Raw genomic sequence first — 16,988 nt, 5'->3', positions numbered from 1 at the left:
GTCCTCGTTTTCAAGCGACAGGCGCCAGACCCTCGATCGGCATCCGGCATGCATGTAATATGGGAACTTCATTCCTGCTTCGCAAGAACCTTGCCCGATCGCGGTTACGGCTCTTAAGGTCGCGCCAACCGAATCGCATTCCCCGAAGGACCGACCATGACGCCGCGCAAGATCATCATCGACACCGACCCTGGCCAGGACGACGCTGCCGCGATCATGCTGGCCCTCGCCAGCCCGGAACTGGAGGTGCTCGGGGTGACCGCGGTCGCTGGCAACGTGCCGCTGGCGCTGACGGCGCGCAACGCAGGTATCGTCACCGAGATCTGCGGAAGAAGTGACATCTCGGTCTATGCGGGGGCCGACAGGCCGCTTGCCCGCAAGCTGGTGACCGCCGAGCACGTGCATGGTAAGACCGGCCTTGACGGTATCGATCTGTTCGAGCCCGCGAGACCCTTGGAGACAGTTCATGCTGTCGACTTCATCATCGAGACCCTGCGCAGGGAGCCGGCAGGCACAGTTACGCTTTGCCCGCTTGGTCCGCTCACCAACATCGCCACGGTCATTGAGCGCGCGCCGGATGTCGTTGAACGGATCAAGGAGATCGTACTGATGGGCGGCGGCTATTTCGAGGGCGGCAACATCACGCCTTCTGCCGAGTTCAACATCTATGTCGATCCCGAAGCCGCGAAGATCGTCTTTGGCACCGGTGTCGCCATCACCATGATGCCGCTCGATGTCACCCACAAGGTTTTGACCACCAGGGTCAGGGTCGAGCGCCTGCGCGCCAATGGCAACCGTCCTTCGGTGGCCATGGCCGACATGCTGGAGTTCTTCGAGCGATTTGACGAGGAAAAATACGGCACCGACGGCGGCCCGCTGCATGACCCCACGGTTATCGCCTGGCTGATCGATCCCGGCATGTTTTCCGGCCGCTCATGCAATGTCGAGATCGAGACCGGTTCTGACCTCACCCTCGGCGCCACCGTGGTCGACTGGTGGAAGGTCACCGGCCGGACGGAGAATGCCTTTGTCGTCAGGGACGTCGACGCCGACCGCTTTTTCGATCTGTTTATCGAGCGCGTCAGCCGGCTTTAGAGCCGGGCATCTACTTCTCCAGAAAGCGGAATCGACGGCTGTGCGCCGGGTTTGAGGCAGGCCAGCGCGCCTGCCACGGCGGCGCGGCGGACGGCTGTGGCGAAATCCATCCCCGCGTCGAGCCCCTGGGCCAGATAGCCGCAAAATGTGTCGCCGGCGCCCACCGTGTCGACCGGCTTGATTTTCAGCGATGCCACGTGCTCCACTTGTCCGTCCCTGGCCCAGAGCACGCCGTCGCCGCCCAGCGTGACGATCAGGCATTGACCGGTTCTGGCATGCAACGCCTCGACTTCGTCGCGCGCCAGAGCGAGCGTTTCCGCCGGACGGCCGGACAGCCGGCTGAATTCGGTCTCGTTGGCGATGACGATGTCGGCAAGCGGCGCAAGCCGTTCGACCGCATCGGTTAGCGGCGCGATGTTGAGGATGCTTCTGACGCCCTTGGTCTTTGCGGCCTTCAGCGCCGCCTCTATCGCCGCCGCCGGGATCTCCATTTGCAGGACCAGCGTGTCGCTCGCCGCCATCGCCGCTACCGCCTGGTCGGCGTCCTCAGCCGTCACATGGCCGTTGGCGCCGGGAATGACGGCGATCATGTTCTCGCCATCACCACCAACAAGGATCAGCGCGGTGCCCGTGGGGCCTTCGATGTGGCGGACGCGGCCGAGGTCCGAGCCGGCGTCTTCAAGCAGGGCGAGCGCTTCGGTGGCGAAGCTATCATTGCCGACTGCGCCACACATCTTCACCGTTGCGCCGGCCCGTTGCGCCGCCAGCGCCTGGTTGGCGCCCTTGCCGCCCTGCGCCGTGGTGAAATCCGTGCCGGAGACGGTCTCGCCCGGTTCAGGAAGTCTCGGCGTGGTGGCGATCAGGTCCATGTTGACTGATCCGATGACGGTGATCATGGCGGCCTCCCTTGCTTGCCCGCATCCGCCATGTGGCAACCGGGCTGCGCTCGCAATCGTGTCGCAAGCTTTCTGTCAGCTTATCGGTGTGGAGAAAAGGGGTCAGTCGTCTTCATCGACAACACGCAGTTTGAGCGTTGAGGAGCGCGGTTCGAATTTCGGGCTCTCGCGTGACCCGGCGTCGGTCGTGGTCTGTTCCGGAGCAGGCGCTGCTGCCGTCCCCTCGCTCAGTTGCGCAAATTCCAGCGCCTCGATCTTTGCGCCGCGCCTGGTCAACTTGTCAGAGGAGGTCAGGATCAGGTCGACATCCTTCTGCGCCATCGAGAAATGCGCCTGCAGCTTGCGCACTCGGTCATCGAGCCGCGAGACATCCTCCATCAGCCGGATCACTTCGCCCTGGATCAGGTGCGCCTGTTCGCGCATCCGTGCGTCCTTGAGCAGCGCCTGGATCACCTGGATCGACAGCATCAGCAGCGACGGCGAGACGATCACCACCCGTGAGCGCTGCGCCTTGTGAACGATCGCCTCGAACCTCTCATGGATCTCCGCGAAGATCGATTCCGAGGGCACGAACAGGAACGCCGTGTCCTGGGTTTCACCGGCAATCAGGTACTTGTCCGAAATGTCGCGGATATGGACCTCGATGTCCCGGCGAAAGCGTTGCTGTGCACTTTGTGCCGCCTGCTCGCCGCTACCTTCGGCCTCCGCCTCGCGCATCGCGTTCCAGGCTTCCAGCGGAAACTTTGCATCGATGACAAGGTCCGGCGCACCATTCGGCATGGCGATGGTGCAGTCGGGCCGCATCCCGTTCGTCAGCGTCGGCTGAAACCGGAACGCCCCCATAGGCAGCCCGTCCTGGATGATCGTTTCCATCCGCGACTGGCCGAAAGCACCTCGGGTCTGCTTGTTCGACAGGATCGCCTGAAGCCCGACCACATCGCGCGCCAGCGACTGGATGTTGTTCTGCGCCGTATCGATCACCGCCAGCCGCTCTTGCAGTTTCGACAGGTTTTCGTGCGTCGACCTGGTCTGCTCGGTGATCGAGGATCCAAGCCGTTGGGTCATGCCGTCGATACGCTGGCCGATGGATTGATTGAGTTCGGCCTGCCGCGCACCAAACAGCTCGGCCATGGCGCCCATGCGGCCCTGCATTTCCGATTGCGCCTTAAGGATCTCGGCGAGCCGTGCTTCGGCCTGAGCTGTTCGCTCCGCGGCATCGGCCTCTGCCGTGGCTCGTCTCCGGCTGGTGCGCGCCAGGCTGACACCGATCCAGATCGCAATCAGCATGAGCGCTGCCAGCGCGCCAAGCAGGGTTTCGCCCAGCGTGACCATGTGGCCGTTGAGCTCGAGAAGCGGGGTTGAAAACAGCGTGGTGCCAGTCTGCATCGACATGGCCTAGCTGATTCTCCGCCCTTTGTCAGATCAAAACGGGAACATTGTGTTGGGGCGATGTCGGTCACAGATTGACGCCGCGCGGATCAATGACTATTTCAGCGCCATGACCATCAAGCCGATCATCTACCTGCCCGACCCAGTCCTCCGCCAGCAAAGTCTGGCGGTGGAGCGTGTCGATTCGGAAATGAACAGTTTCATCGATGACATGCTCGAAACCATGTACGACGCGCCGGGCATCGGCCTGGCGGCGATACAGGTCGGCGTGCCGCGGCGGCTGCTTGTGATCGATGTTGCCGGCAAGGACGAAGAGCCCGATCCGCAGGTCTTCATCAACCCCGAACTGGTGGCGACCGGCGACGAGACCAGCGTCTACGAAGAGGGCTGCCTTTCGATCCCCGACTACTATGCCGAGGTCGAGCGTCCCGCCACGATTACCGTCAGGCATCTCGACCGTGCCGGCAAGGAACAGGTGACCGAGGCCGACGGCCTGCTCGCCACCTGCCTGCAGCACGAGATGGACCATTTGAACGGCGTCCTGTTCATCGACCACATCTCCAAGCTCAAGCGGGACATGGTGGTGCGCAAGTTCACAAAGCTCGCCAAGCAGCGCGTCACCGCCTGAGACCAGGCTTGGAATTTGCCGTTTGGCGGCTGTTCGCCTGCCGCGACCGTGTTTTGAGGAACCGCCATGCGCATCATCTTCATGGGAACGCCGGACTACGCGGCGCCTACACTTGAGGCGCTGCATCAGGCTGGCCACGAGATCGTTGCGGTCTACTCCCAGCCGCCGCGCCCGGCCGGCCGCCGCGGGCTTGAAGTGCTTCCGTCACCGGTTCACCGCATCGCAGAGCGGCTGGGCATTCCTGTGTTCACCCCAAAGAGCCTCCGGAACGAACAGGAGCAGGCGGCGTTTCGGGCGCTTGAAGCCGACGCGGCGGTGGTCGTCGCCTACGGTCTGATCCTGCCCAAAGCAATCCTCGATGCGCCCCGGCTGGGCGCCTGGAACGGCCACGCCTCGCTGTTGCCGCGCTGGCGCGGTGCAGCCCCGATCCAGCGCGCCATCATCGCGGGCGACACCGAGACCGGCGTGATGATCATGAAGATGGACGAGGGATTGGACACCGGTCCGGTGGCGCTGACAGAAACCGTCGCCATCACGCCCTGCATGACCACTGGCGAACTGCATGACAAACTCTCTGCTGTGACGGCTGAGCTGATGGTTGAGGCCATGGCGCGGCTTGAAACGGAAGGCCTGCTGCCGGTCACGCCGCAACCCGATGACGGCATCACCTATGCTGCCAAGATCAGCAAGGCCGAAACCAGGGTCGACTTCTCCAGATCTGCGCAGCAGGTGCATGACCATGTGCGCGGTCTCGCCCCGTCGCCGGGCGCCTGGTTCGAGCTCGACGCCGCCGGCCGCAGCGAACGGGTCAAGCTGCTGGCCACAGAGCTCGCGGACACCCGCCTGCATCAGGTCGGTCCCGGGACCGCGCTCGATGACCACCTGACGATCGCCTGCGGCGAGGGCGCGATCCGGTTGCTCACCTTGCAGAAGGCCGGCGGCAAGCCGCTCGCGGCCGGGGATTTTCTGCGCGGAACGCCGGTTCCCCAGGGCACGGTGATCGGCTGATGCCGCGCTACCGGCTTGATATCGAATATGACGGCACCGGCTATGCCGGATGGCAGCGCCAGGACGATCATCCTTCGATCCAGCAGGCGATCGAGACGGCGATTCATGGCTTTTGTGGTGAGACCGTCAGCATCCGCGGCGCCGGACGGACCGATGCAGGTGTTCACGCGCTCGGCCAGGTCGCCCACGTCGATCTCGAGAAAACCTGGCCCGAGGACACGGTGCGTGATGCCATCAACGCGCATCTGCTGATGGCCAGGGAGCGGGTTGTCATCCTGGCCGCCCGCCAGGTCGATGAGGAATTCGATGCCCGTTTTTCGGCAGTGAAACGTCACTATATCTATCGCATAGTCTGCCGCCGCGCGCCGCTGGTGATCGAGAAGAACCGGGCCCTCTGGTCACCCAAACCGCTCGATGCCGCTGCCATGCACGAGGCCGCGCAGCGTCTCGTAGGTCGGCACGATTTCACCACCTTCCGCTCTATGAGCTGCCAGGCCAATTCGCCCGTGCGCAGCCTCGAGCGTCTCGATGTGGTCACGGGCGATGCCGATGGTCTCATCGAGATCCACGCCTCCGCGCGCAGCTTCCTGCACAACCAGATCCGCTCCTTTGCCGGAACGCTGCGGCTGGTGGGCGAAGGCAAGTGGTCCGCCGATGATGTCGAGGCCGCGCTCGTGGCCAGGGATCGCAAGGCCTGCGGACCGGTGGCCGCTCCCCAGGGCCTGTATTTTCGCGCGGTCGAATATCCCGATCCTGACAGTTGAGGCATGCGGATCTTGGAGCTGTTCCCGCAAGAGTGGGAACCGGTTTCGCGTCCGAAATGGCGTGAAACAGTAAGCCAGGGCTTTTTCGGCCAGTCCGCTTTTCACCGGAAATGGTCTGGCTTGCCACGGGACTTGATCGAAGCTCGGTCGCCCGTCAAACCGTTTGCTGTCATCCGGTCCGGCACCGCGTGAATGGTCTGCTTGCGGGTCAACAGTCCGGATGGAATCGTCTCCAGGGCCAATTTGGAGCGAAATCATCCATCAATGTTACAATTCCGAAAACTCGCAAACCTCGGTTAACTGAATAATAACATAAAAGACGGAAAGCTTCCGAAGCCAGTATCTACGCTCGCGTGGACCGCATGATGCCGTGCTGGATGTCTTCGACACAGCGAGACATGTCAACGAAGTTGTTCGAACACCGGGAATCCTGATGCTCATTTCGCGCAAACTGCCGCTTGCCGCCGCCTTGTTGACAATCATGTCCATCGGCGTTTCCAGCGTTGTCAGCCTTCAGATTGGGTCCAGTGCGGTTAACGAGAAGATCGTCGAGAAGCTCGAAGCTGTCGTTGACGGTCGTCGCAACCAGCTTGAAACCTTCCTCGCCAACCTTCAGCAGGACCTGACCGCAACGTCGCAGAACAATCTGATGCGCATGGCGCTCGAGAGTTTCAAGTACGACTGGGGCTTCCTTGGTAACGACGTTACCAACGAGCTGAAGCGGCGCTACATCACCGACAATCCCTTCCCGGAAGGCGAGCGCCAGAAGTATGACACCGCCAAGGATCCGGATGTCGCCAAGGTGAGTTCCTACGACCAGACCCACGAGCGCTATCATGCACAGTTGCGCGAGATGACGGAAAGCCGTGGATGGGAGGACTTCTACCTCGTCGATATGAGTGGCAACGTCATCTATTCGGTCAACAAGAACAACGACTATGCCGGCAATCTGCGTTCCGAGGCTCTCAAGGACACCGGCATCGGACGGGTTTTCGAAGGCATTGTCGGCGCCAATGTGACCGACAGTACGGTGTTCGCCGATTACACCGCCTATCCGGCAGCTGACGGTCGGCCCGTCGCCTTCATGGGCCATGCGCTCAATTCTCAGATGGGTATGGTCGGTGTCATCATCATCCGCGTGCCCAGTGGCAAGATTGCCGATATCATTTCGAACACTTCAGGACTTGGCGAAACCGGTGAAACCGTGCTGCTCAACTCTCAGGGCTACCTGATCAGCGACTCGGTCCGGACGCCGGAAAACGACAAGCTCACCGTCAAGATCGACAGCGACCTGGTCGCGCAGGCCAATGGGTCCGCCGTGATCGTCGGTACGGTTGACGGCTACCGCAACATGGAGGCCGACGTCGCCATGACCGGCGTCAAGTTCGATGGCGCCGACTGGACCGTCGCTGCGCTGATCGACCAGCGCGAGGCCGGCGCCAGCATGGTGATGATGCGCAACGCCATCCTTGGCATTGCGCTGCTGCTTCTGCTTGGCGCCATTGCCGTAAGCACCTGGTTCTCCCGCTCGATGACCAAACCCATCGAATCGCTTGTGGAAAACATGCGCCGGCTTGCCGAGGGCGACACGTCGATTGAACTCGCCGGTGAAAATCGCAAGGACGAAATCGGTGAAATGGTGCGCTCCGTGGCCGTGTTCCGCAATGCCGCCATCGAAAAGGTAGCGCTCGAGCGTGAGGCTGACGAGACCCGCACCCAGACCGAAAAGCGGCGCCAGGATCGCGAAACCGCCAAGGCCGAGGAAACCGCCAGGATGCAGCAGGCTGTCGACGCGCTTGCGAATGGTCTGCACAAGCTCTCGGAAGGCGATCTGACAATCCGGCTCAACGAGCCGTTCATCGAAAGCCTCGACAGGCTGAGAGTTGATTTCAACGCATCGGTTGAGAAACTCAATGCAACGCTCAGCGACGTGAGTGAGAACATTCTCGGCATCAATGGCGACACCGGCGAACTGCGTGCCGCAGCCGACGACCTGTCACGGCGTACCGAGCAGCAGGCCGCCTCGCTTGAGGAAACCTCCGCGGCACTCGACGAAATCACCGCCACGGTCAAGAACTCCTCCCAGCGCGCCGACGAGGCGACTAGCAAGGTGGCTGAAGCCAAACAGTCGACCGAGACATCAAGCAAGGTGGTGGCCGAGGCAATACATGCCATGGGCCGCATCGAGGATGCCTCCGGCGAGATCTCCAAGATCATCAACGTGATCAACGAGATCGCCTTCCAGACCAACCTGCTGGCGCTCAATGCCGGGGTCGAGGCTGCACGCGCCGGTGAGGCCGGCAAGGGCTTTGCCGTGGTGGCTCAGGAAGTCCGGGAACTGGCACAGCGCTCTGCGACCGCCGCCAAGGACATCAAGGGCCTGATCAACAAGTCGGGTGAAGAGGTCAAGTCCGGCGTCACCCTGGTCCGCGAAACCGGTGAGGCGCTTTCGTTGATCGCCGAGCACGTGAGCGCCATCAACGACCAGATCAACTCCATCGCCACCGCCGCACGCGAGCAGGCCAATGGCCTTACCGAGATCAACTCGGCGGTCAACCAGATGGACCAGGTGACCCAGCAGAACGCCGCCATGGTTGAGGAAACCACCGCTGTTACCCACCGGCTTACCAGCGGCGCGGCCTCGCTTGAGGGGCTGGTCCGTCAGTTCAACCTTACAGGCAGCCGCTCTGCATCCGTGCCGGTCCACGCCACGGCGTCCGGCTCCGCCAAACAGACCGCTTCACCCAGGCCGGCGGCAGGCGCTAATGGTCCGGCAAGTGTCAGCGCCTCCACCGCCGGGTCGCGTCCAGTTCAGTCTCCGGCCCGAAACATGCTGAAAACCGTCGCCAGCGCTTTCGGTGTCGGCAAATCCAACAACTCAACCGCAGCGTCACAGGACGACTGGGAGGAATTCTGATGCAAGAATCCGCGAACAACAACGTGGCCAACAGCGGCTATCTTGAGATTATATCGTTCCATCTGGGCAAGCAGGTGTTCTGCGTCAACATCATGTCGGTCCGTGAAATTCGCGGCTGGGCGCCTTCGACCACCCTGCCGCACTCGCCGCCGCATGTGCTGGGCGTGATCAACCTGCGCGGATCGGTGATTCCGGTCATCGACATGGCCATCCGTCTCGGCCTGCCGGCGATCAAGCCGACCGAGCGCTCGGCGATCATCGTCACCAACATTGCCGGCAAGCTGGTTGGGCTTCTGGTCGAAAACGTCTCCGACATGATCACCGTCAACAATGCCGATCTCCAGCCGGCCCCGGATGTACTGCCGGCCGCCGAGCGGGCACTGACCAGGGCGATCATTCCGGTCGACGAACAGATGATCTGCTACCTCGATCTCGATGCGCTGTTCTCGACGGACGAGGAACTCGCCGCCTGATCGACACTGCAGAATCCTGATCCGAGCCATCCCTGATCCTTTCTCGATGAAGGGGCAGGGATGGCTTTTTAGCACCCGACGATGCGAAAGCCCGTCCGCTTGTGGAACCCGTGGTGTCAGCGGGTCAGTGCGCTGAAGGCGATTTCGGAAACGGTAAGGCCGGCCATCACCATCATCAACGTGATGAAGATGGAAATCATCAGGTCGCCCTCGACACTCATCCGCACCACCCGGTAGTAGAGCCAGATGACAAAGGCATAGACGCCCAGCGAGATGAAGGCGTTGGCGGTGTCGGAGACCGGCGTCAGATAGCGCAGTGCCGCGGGAAAGAACCCGATATAGGCCGACAGCAGCCCGAACCAGTTGTTGACGATAACCAGCCTTGGGGCTTTCGCAGAGATACCGAACAACTGGCAGACGGCCAGCAGCAGCAGTGCCGGAAGCACCCAGGCAGCGACATCGAACCCGGTCGAGACGAGGAAGAACCTGAAGATCTCCTGGGCGCTCTCGGGCCGGGTTTCCGGCGCCGCGCGCCAGATCCCGGTCCACAGAAAGCACTGCACTGGCCAGGCCCAGAAGAATGCCCCGAAAGACCGCCAGAAGCCGTCCGCAGACAGATCGAACAGGCGCAAGCCGTCACGGTTGCCAAGGATCAGGTAGAACAGTCCGGCCAGGGACCGTCCGGCCTCAAGCCGCGATGGTACGAGGCCGCCTGCCAAGCTCAGCCCGCCCTTGAGCGCTGGCGTTCAAACCAGCGTTCGATGAAAAGCTCGTAGATCCCGGTCAGGCTTTCAAGATCGCTCAGCGCAACCCGTTCATCGACCATGTGCATGGTCTTGCCGACCAGCCCGAACTCGACGACGGGGCAGTAATCCTTGATGAACCGCGCATCGGATGTCCCCCCGGTGGTCGACAGCGCCGGCGTCCGTCCCGTGGCTTCCCTGACCGCTTCCGACAGCGCATCGATCAGCGCATCATCACGTGTCAGGAATGAGGGCGCGGAACGTTGGTCGAACTCCACAGTGTAGCGCACCGGATCCCGCCCTGGCCGGAGCCCCGCCTGTCTCGCGGCCCGTTCCAGGCGGGCGCGCAGTTCGTCCGCCAGGGTTTCGGCACTCCACATGTCGTTGAAGCGGATGTTGAACCGGGCGGTTGTTCGCGCCGGGATCACATTGGTCGCCGTGTTGCCGGTATCGATGCTGGTGATTTCGAGGTTGGACGGCGGAAAACGTTCGTTTCCGGCATCAAGCGGCGGGTCGAGCAATGCATCGGCCAGCATGACAAGTCCGCGCAGCGGATTGTCGGCCAGGTGCGGATAGGCGACATGGCCCTGCACGCCGTCGACCGTGAGGGTACCCGACAGTGAACCGCGCCGGCCGATCTTGATCATGTCGCCCATCTCGGCTGGGTTGGTGGGTTCGCCAACCACGGCCGCATCCCAGCTCTCGCCCTTGGCTTTTGCATGGGCGAGCAGCTTCTCGGTACCGTTGATCGAGGGGCCTTCCTCGTCGCCGGTGATCAGCAGCGAAACCGAACCTTCGGGCGCACCCTTGCGCTCGATCAGCCGGGCCAGGGCGGAAACGAAGCAGGCGATACCGCCCTTCATGTCGACAGCGCCGCGGCCATACATCTCGCCATCGACGATCTCTGCGCCGAACGGCCCCTGCGTCCAGGCAGCCTCGTCGCCGACCGGCACCACGTCGGTGTGCCCGGCGAACATCAGGTGCGGCCCGCCCGAGCCAAGCCGGGAATAGAGGTTCTCCACATCCGGCGTGGCTTCGTCGGAAAAGGTCACCCGGTCATTGCGAAAGCCGAGCCGGTCGAGCATTTCGGCAAGCGTGGTCAGCGCCCCGCCCTCTTCCGGGGTCACCGACGGACAGCGGATCAGGGCGGCAAGTGTTTGAGTCGGATCGGTAAGTTTCATGCTTCGTGATTAGACGATTGGCCCGGCACTGTCGACTGGCGCGGACCGCGAGAAAAGGCCGCGTTCAGTATCCCGGTTGGTCCGGTCCGGGCCCATGCTTGTTGGGGCCCTTCACCGACGGCCAGAGCATGATGATCAGCAGCATGAAGAAGGAGGCCGCCGGGATCACCAGCACACCGACCAGAATGCCCGGCAGACCGGCATCATGCAGGCGCTTGATGCTCGTCACCGCGATCGACCAGGCGGCGAGCAGGAAGGAGAAGATGAAACCGAAGCCGGCCATGGCCATTGCACCGCTGTCGGGGTCGGCCTGGACCGCCGCCGAGACCGGGATCGACAGCACCGCTGTCCAGAACAACATGGTCAGAGCATAGGTCTTGCGCGACAGCCGGCCGTAAACGCTGAACAGAAGCCAGCGCATGCCGGATCCGGGCCGCCGCGCCATCAGCTATTCTCAGGCCCTGAGCAGTTCGTTGATGCCGGTCTTCGACCGGGTCTGTGCGTCGACCGTCTTGACGATCACCGCGCAATAGAGGTTTGGCGCAGCCGCCCCGTTGCCCATCGTGCCGGAGCTCGGCATCGAGCCTGCAACAACCACCGAATAGGGCGGCACTTCGCCATAGCTGATCTCGCCGGTCATCCGGTTGACGATGCGGGTCGACTTGCCGATGTAGACGCCCATGCCGAGCACCGAGCCTTCACGGATGATGCAGCCTTCCACGACTTCCGAGCGCGCGCCGATGAAGCAGTTGTCCTCGATGATGGTCGGGCCGGCCTGCAGCGGCTCGAGAACCCCGCCGATGCCGACGCCGCCCGACAGGTGCACATTCTTGCCGATCTGCGCGCAGGAGCCGACCGTGGCCCAGCCGTCAACCATCGAGCCTTCGTCCACATAGGCGCCGAGATTGACGAAGGACGGCATCAGCACGACGTTCTTGCCGATGAACGAACCGCGACGGACGATCGAGCCGGGAACGGCGCGGAACCCGGCGCGTTCGAATTCATTGGCGCTCCAGCCTTCGAACTTCGACGGCACCTTGTCCCACCAGACAGCTTCGCCCGGACCGCCCTTGATGACTTCCATCGGATTGAGCCGGAACGACAGGAGCACGGCTTTCTTGAGCCACTGGTGGACGGTCCAGCTTCCGTCATCGCCGCGCGAGGCGACGCGGGCTTCGCCGAGATCGAGCAGGTTGAGCGCCGTTTCCACAGCATCGCGGACTTCGCCGCGGGTTGAGGTGGAGACCGTATCACGGGCGTCAAAGGCGGTTTCGATCGTGCTGGCGAGAGCGGCCAAATCATGTTTCATCGTGGCGATTCCTTAAGGGTTCAACGTCTAGTATGGGCGGCCTTGGCCTGTCGGGCCGGCCCGCCGGCGCCGTTGCACATCTCCTAAGGGAGGCAGGGCGCGGGGTCAATTCCGGTCTGGCGGGCAACGTCAAACGGGAATTTGCAGATGAATGCCAAGCGCACAAATCAGGTATGGGATCCGCTGGCCGACAGCCGCGAGGACAAGCTCAGGGCCGACCGCCAGCCCCGGACCCCGCAAAGCATGTCGCCGGCCTACCGGCTGGCCTATGCCGATGAGGATTTTCTCTGCCGCGAGGAACTCAGGCCGGTCCGGTTGCAGCTGGAACTGCTCAAGCCGGAAATGATCCTGATGGAAGCCGGCATCCGCTCGACGGTGGTCATGTTTGGCGGCGCGCGCATTCCCGAACCCGGCAAGGAGCCCTGGGCCGCCAAGAACGATGTTCAGGCAAAGAATCTCACTGCTGCGGCCCGCTACTACAATGAGGCGCGGGAATTTGCGCGGATCTGTTCAAACCACTCGCTGACCACCAAAGGCCAGGAATACGTCATCTGCACCGGCGGCGGGCCAGGCGTGATGGAGGCGGGAAACCGTGGTGCCCATGATGTCGGCGCGGCCTCGATCGGTCTCAATGTGGTCTTGCCGCACGAACAGGCGCCCAATGAGTATGTGACCCCGGAGTTCAGCCTGAACTTCCACTACTTCGCCATTCGCAAGATGCACTTCCTCATGCGCGCCAAGGCGGTCACCATCTTTCCCGGCGGCTTCGGCACCATGGACGAGCTGTTCGAATCCTTGACCCTTATCCAGACCGGCCGCATGGAGCATGTGCCGTTGATCCTGTTCGGATCCGAGTTCTGGAACTCCATCGTCGACTTTCAGGCGCTGGCCGATTTCGGCACCATCTCTCCGGGCGATCTCGACCTGCTCAATTTCGTCGACACCGCCGATGAAGCCTGGGCCGTCATCGCCGCCCATTACGGCATTATCAGCGCTCCATGAAAAAACCAGGCCGGATGTGACACCGGCCTGGTTCCATGTGCGACGATCCTTCAGGATCAGTTGTTGTCGGCGGCGGCCGAACGGTAGAAGTCGGTGACGTCGATCTTCTTGTCGCCGTTCCGGTCGAAACGCTCGAACATCTTGGCGTCCAGCGAGGTGAACTCCTCAAGGCTGATTTCACCGTTCTTGTCGGCATCCAGGCGTTCCATGCGCGGTCCGCCGCGACGCTCTGCCCGGTTTTCGCCGCCGTGGCGTTTGCCTTCACCGTGACGCTTGCCATCATGCTTGCCGGCCATCCGGCCGTCACGATCGCCGTCCATCTTGCCCTGGCGTTCGGCGCGGCGCTCTTCGCGGTTCTGCTGACGCATCTCCTTGCGCATCTCGCCGAAGGCCTTGAGCTCGTCCTTGCTCAGCGAGCCGTTCTTGTCGGTGTCGGCGCTTTCGAACATCGCCAGGCGATGTGCCGAGACTTCCTCGAGCAGGACAGCACCGTCGCGGTCGGCGTCAAAGCGTTCCATCATCCGTTCGATGCGTGGACCGTGGCGCGGCCCGTCTCCCTTGCTCTGTCCGCCTCCTTGTGCGGCCAGAGCCGGTGCGGCGGTGGATGCGATCAGGGCGGCGGCGATTGTGGCGAGAAATGTCTTTTTCATGAGAGATGTCCTTTTGTCGGGGTTGCGTTGCCTTCCACCCCAATGTGGCCACTCCCGCTGACGATCACCACTTAAAGCCCTGTAATGTAGATTAAACTTTGGAAAGGAAAGCGTCGGTCCAGCTCTTGCCGGCCCACTCTAGCCGGCCCCACTCTCGCGGGCTTTGCCTTGTCACGACACGATCCGGCTCAGGAAGGCTGCAAGGTCGTCGGTGACATGGTCGATATGGTTGCCGTCCTTGCCCTCGTGCTCCCAGACCTCGTCCAGCACCACGTCCAGATTGTTGGGTACGATCAGCACGGTTCGCATTCCCAGCGCATGCGGAGCCAGCAGGTTGCGGGGCAGGTCCTCGAACATCGCCGCCTTGTCCTTGTGCACGCCATGCCTGGCGAGAAACCTGTCATAGGTCTCGGGCGCCGGTTTCGGTTTGAGGTCTGCCGCGATGATGTCGAAGATATCGTCGAAATGATCGAGGATCCCGAGCGCCCGCGCCGTCCGCTCGGCGTGCGGGGTATCGCCATTGGTGAAAATGAACTTGCGGCCAGGCAACGCCCTGATTGCCTCTCCAAGCGCCGGGTCCGGCTTGACCCAGGAGTAGTCGATATCGTGAACCTTCTCGAGGAAGTCATTCGGATCGATGCCGTGATGCAACATCAGCCCCTGCAACGTGGTGCCGTGCTCACGATAATATTTTTTCTGGATGGCGCGCGCGTCGTCATGTTCAAGCCCGAGCAGCGTTCGGACATAGTGCGTCATCTTCTTGTCGATCTGGGAGAAAAGATCGATATGGCGCGGGTAGAGCGTGTTGTCCAGATCGAACACCCATTCGGTCACATGGGCAAACGCTGAGGGATCGGGCAGGGCCGATTTTTCGTGCATGAAGATCTCAATCCTGTCTGAAGGGCATCGGTATGGTTCAACCTGGGACACCGGCGCCGTTTGTAAACAGCAGATTTACCTAGTCTGTATACCCGCTGTCAAAACTATCCTGCGAAGCATCGCCCGCCACAACAGCAGGAAGCGCCCACCATGCAAACGACCGGCACGCCGCCGACGGTTTCACTTGCGATATTCAGAAAGATGGTTCTGCTGACCGGAGGCTCGGTTGTCCTCTCGCTGGTGATCACCACGACGATCATGGTGCTGATCGGCGAGACCGGTGCCTTGCCGCTGGCGCTTCCCATCGCCGGTTTCTGCCCGCTGCTGGTAACCCCTCCCGCGACCTATGTGTTTTGCCGCCGCACCATGGAACTCCAGGCCGCGAACAAGGCCTTGGGCGAAGCGCATCGCAACCTCTCCGAGGTCCATGCCAGGCTGAAGGCTGCCCACGAGGATCTCGAACACCGGGCAAGTCACGACACCATGACCGGGCTTGCCAACCGGGACCGGTTTCTTGCCCATCTCTCCGACCTCAAGCGTCAGTCCGATTCGGGCTATCTGCTGATGATTGACGCCGACCACTTCAAGCAGATCAACGACCTTCACGGTCACGATGCCGGAGATGGGGCGTTGCTGGCAGTGGGGCAGGCGATTGCCGGATCGATCAGGGACACCGATCTGGGTGCCCGGATTGGCGGCGAGGAATTCGCGGTGATCCTCCGTGGTTCAAGCACCGAAAATGCCACGGGGATCGCCGAGCGGATCCGCAGCAATGTAGAGGACATCTGTCTCACCGCCGCGGACGGCAGCCAGCTGAAGGTCACTGTCAGCATCGGTGGAGCCCCCTTCACTCCGGATACCCGCACCAAGGAGGTCATGCGCCAGGCCGACAGCCAGCTCTATCAGGCCAAGCGCAACGGCCGGAATTGTGTGGTCATTGCCAGCAGGATGACCCGCGCGGCGTAAGAAGTTTTCTTCGCTCTACTTCTTCTGCGATTGGCTTGCCGCGCCGGGTGCGCGGCTGCTAGATCCTTGATCCTGCGTTATTGGCCCGGCTTCGGTTTTGCAGGAAGGTGGGCCGTTTCATGTCTGCTCCCTGAAACAGGATCTGCCGCATCAAGATGGAAACCTGGGTTCTCATAACCATTGCCGCCGCATTCCTGCAGAACATCCGTTCGGTTCTGCAGAAACATCTCAAGGGGGTGATGGGCACCAGCGGCGCGACCTTCGTCCGGTTCGGTTTCGGCGTGCCGTTCGCGTTGGCCTTCGTCGCCTTGCTGGTCTTCGGCGCGGGCTACCCGCTTCCCAGGCCAAATCCTGCGTTTTTCGGATGGGTCACCCTGGCCGCCGTTGCCCAGATTACCGCCCAGGCTTTTCTCATCCAGATGTTCAGCCACCGCAATTTTACGGTGGGCACCGCCTATTCGCGCACCGAACCTGCCCAGGCCGCGCTGTTCGGCCTGATCTTCCTGGGCGACCGGGTCAGCGCCGGTACCCTGGCCGCAATCGCCATCAGCCTCGTCGGCGTTGTTCTGATCTCGGTCGCCCGCTCGGCGTCGGGCGCGGCCGCGCTGATGCGGTCGGTCTTCTCTCGCACCGCGGCTCTTGGCCTGGCTTCGGGGACGTTTTTTGGTATCGCCGCCGTCGGCTACCGAGCTGCCTCGTTGTCGCTCATGGGACCGAATTTCATGATGCAGGCTGCTGTTACACTGCTTGTGGCGATCATTCTGCAGACCATCATCATGCTGATCTGGATGGGAATGAAATCCCCCGGCGAACTGGCTAGGGTTCGCGCCGCTTGGAAGATCTCGGCGATGGTCGGCCTCGTCGGCGCAACAGCGTCCTTCGGCTGGTTCATGGCGATGACATTGCAGACCGCCGCCGCCGTCAAGGCATTGGCGCAGGTCGAAATGATTTTCACATTCGCCTCGTCGGTGCTAGTCTTCAAGGAACACGTCAACAAGCTTGAGATTGCCGGCTGCATCCTGATCGTAGCCGGCATACTCGTGCTTTTGCTGGTCTGAACTGCGGTGTGGCGGTGGCACTTTAACCGA

17 protein-coding genes are annotated in these 16,988 nt (G+C 62.1%); 9 read left to right on the top strand and 8 right to left on the bottom strand.

All coding sequences use genetic code 11. From position 1 onward, the window contains the following. Positions 1-156: 156 nt before the first annotated feature. Positions 157-1,095, top strand: coding sequence for a nucleoside hydrolase (locus SPHINGO391_RS20970; protein WP_152010661.1), 939 nt, complete (start codon positions 157-159; stop codon positions 1,093-1,095). Here the strand turns inward: SPHINGO391_RS20970 and SPHINGO391_RS20965 are convergent. Further along, complete coding sequence (locus tag SPHINGO391_RS20965) at positions 1,092-1,991, bottom strand: ribokinase (RefSeq protein WP_152010660.1); 900 nt, start codon at positions 1,989-1,991, stop codon at positions 1,092-1,094. The genes SPHINGO391_RS20970 and SPHINGO391_RS20965 overlap by 4 nt on opposite strands. A 102-nt stretch (positions 1,992-2,093) precedes the next feature. Continuing rightward, positions 2,094-3,377, bottom strand: a complete 1,284-nt coding sequence (gene rmuC / locus SPHINGO391_RS20960; protein ID WP_152011670.1) for a DNA recombination protein RmuC — start codon at positions 3,375-3,377, stop codon at positions 2,094-2,096. A gap of 112 nt (positions 3,378-3,489) precedes the next feature. On the opposite strand from rmuC, the gene def reads away from it, so the two are divergent. From def to SPHINGO391_RS20935, 5 genes are all read left to right on the top strand, one after another. Further along, complete coding sequence (gene def, locus SPHINGO391_RS20955) at positions 3,490-4,008, top strand: peptide deformylase (RefSeq protein ID WP_152010659.1); 519 nt, start codon at positions 3,490-3,492, stop codon at positions 4,006-4,008. Positions 4,009-4,074: 66 nt separating this feature from the next. After that, positions 4,075-5,016 carry a methionyl-tRNA formyltransferase gene (fmt, locus tag SPHINGO391_RS20950; RefSeq protein ID WP_152010658.1) on the top strand — a complete coding sequence of 314 codons (942 nt, stop codon included), beginning with the start codon at positions 4,075-4,077 and terminating at the stop codon, positions 5,014-5,016. Beyond that, positions 5,016-5,780, top strand: coding sequence for a tRNA pseudouridine(38-40) synthase TruA (gene truA / locus SPHINGO391_RS20945; RefSeq protein WP_152010657.1), 765 nt, complete (start codon positions 5,016-5,018; stop codon positions 5,778-5,780). Before fmt ends, truA begins: the two co-directional genes overlap by 1 nt. A 433-nt stretch (positions 5,781-6,213) precedes the next feature. Further along, positions 6,214-8,697, top strand: a complete 2,484-nt coding sequence (locus SPHINGO391_RS20940; protein WP_244615295.1) for a methyl-accepting chemotaxis protein — start codon at positions 6,214-6,216, stop codon at positions 8,695-8,697. After that, on the top strand, positions 8,697-9,170 hold the full coding sequence (locus SPHINGO391_RS20935; protein ID WP_152010656.1) for a chemotaxis protein CheW: 474 nt from the start codon (positions 8,697-8,699) through the stop codon (positions 9,168-9,170). Before SPHINGO391_RS20940 ends, SPHINGO391_RS20935 begins: the two co-directional genes overlap by 1 nt. 116 nt (positions 9,171-9,286) lie before the next feature. Here the strand turns inward: SPHINGO391_RS20935 and SPHINGO391_RS20930 are convergent, their stop codons facing one another. From SPHINGO391_RS20930 to dapD, 4 genes are all read right to left on the bottom strand, one after another. Next, a complete protein-coding gene (locus SPHINGO391_RS20930; protein WP_152010655.1) occupies positions 9,287-9,889 on the bottom strand; it encodes a hypothetical protein in 603 nt (200 codons plus the stop codon). A gap of 2 nt (positions 9,890-9,891) precedes the next feature. After that, on the bottom strand, positions 9,892-11,094 hold the full coding sequence (gene dapE / locus SPHINGO391_RS20925; protein ID WP_152010654.1) for a succinyl-diaminopimelate desuccinylase: 1,203 nt from the start codon (positions 11,092-11,094) through the stop codon (positions 9,892-9,894). 64 nt (positions 11,095-11,158) lie between these two features. After that, complete coding sequence (locus tag SPHINGO391_RS20920; RefSeq protein ID WP_152010653.1) at positions 11,159-11,539, bottom strand: DUF805 domain-containing protein; 381 nt, start codon at positions 11,537-11,539, stop codon at positions 11,159-11,161. A gap of 9 nt (positions 11,540-11,548) precedes the next feature. Continuing rightward, positions 11,549-12,403 carry a 2,3,4,5-tetrahydropyridine-2,6-dicarboxylate N-succinyltransferase gene (dapD, locus tag SPHINGO391_RS20915; protein WP_152010652.1) on the bottom strand — a complete coding sequence of 285 codons (855 nt, stop codon included), beginning with the start codon at positions 12,401-12,403 and terminating at the stop codon, positions 11,549-11,551. Between the two features lie 147 nt (positions 12,404-12,550). Between dapD and SPHINGO391_RS20910 the strand changes: the two genes are divergently transcribed. Next, positions 12,551-13,405, top strand: coding sequence for an LOG family protein (locus SPHINGO391_RS20910; protein ID WP_152010651.1), 855 nt, complete (start codon positions 12,551-12,553; stop codon positions 13,403-13,405). Between the two features lie 56 nt (positions 13,406-13,461). On the opposite strand, the gene SPHINGO391_RS20905 is transcribed toward SPHINGO391_RS20910, so the two are convergent. Both SPHINGO391_RS20905 and SPHINGO391_RS20900 read right to left on the bottom strand, forming a co-directional pair. Next, positions 13,462-14,055 (bottom strand): hypothetical protein, encoded by a 594-nt coding sequence (locus tag SPHINGO391_RS20905; protein WP_152010650.1) that lies wholly within the window; start codon positions 14,053-14,055, stop codon positions 13,462-13,464. Between the two features lie 171 nt (positions 14,056-14,226). Beyond that, a complete protein-coding gene (locus SPHINGO391_RS20900) occupies positions 14,227-14,934 on the bottom strand; it encodes a pyrimidine 5'-nucleotidase (RefSeq protein WP_152010649.1) in 708 nt (235 codons plus the stop codon). 150 nt (positions 14,935-15,084) lie between these two features. Here SPHINGO391_RS20900 and SPHINGO391_RS20895 point away from each other — a divergent pair, with 150 nt between their 5' ends. Further along, the gene (locus SPHINGO391_RS20895; protein WP_152010648.1) at positions 15,085-15,900 is read left to right on the top strand and encodes a GGDEF domain-containing protein; all 816 of its coding nucleotides are present in this window, start codon (positions 15,085-15,087) and stop codon (positions 15,898-15,900) included. Between the two features lie 155 nt (positions 15,901-16,055). Then, positions 16,056-16,958 carry a DMT family transporter gene (locus SPHINGO391_RS20890; protein WP_152010647.1) on the top strand — a complete coding sequence of 301 codons (903 nt, stop codon included), beginning with the start codon at positions 16,056-16,058 and terminating at the stop codon, positions 16,956-16,958. Positions 16,959-16,988: the final 30 nt, after the last annotated feature.

Source organism: Hoeflea sp. EC-HK425 (assembly GCF_902498795.1).
In the GTDB taxonomy this organism is placed as follows: domain Bacteria; phylum Pseudomonadota; class Alphaproteobacteria; order Rhizobiales; family Rhizobiaceae; genus Hoeflea; species Hoeflea alexandrii.
Note: the sequence above shows the minus strand (reverse complement) of the source record. Positions and strands in the feature narration are given on the sequence as shown.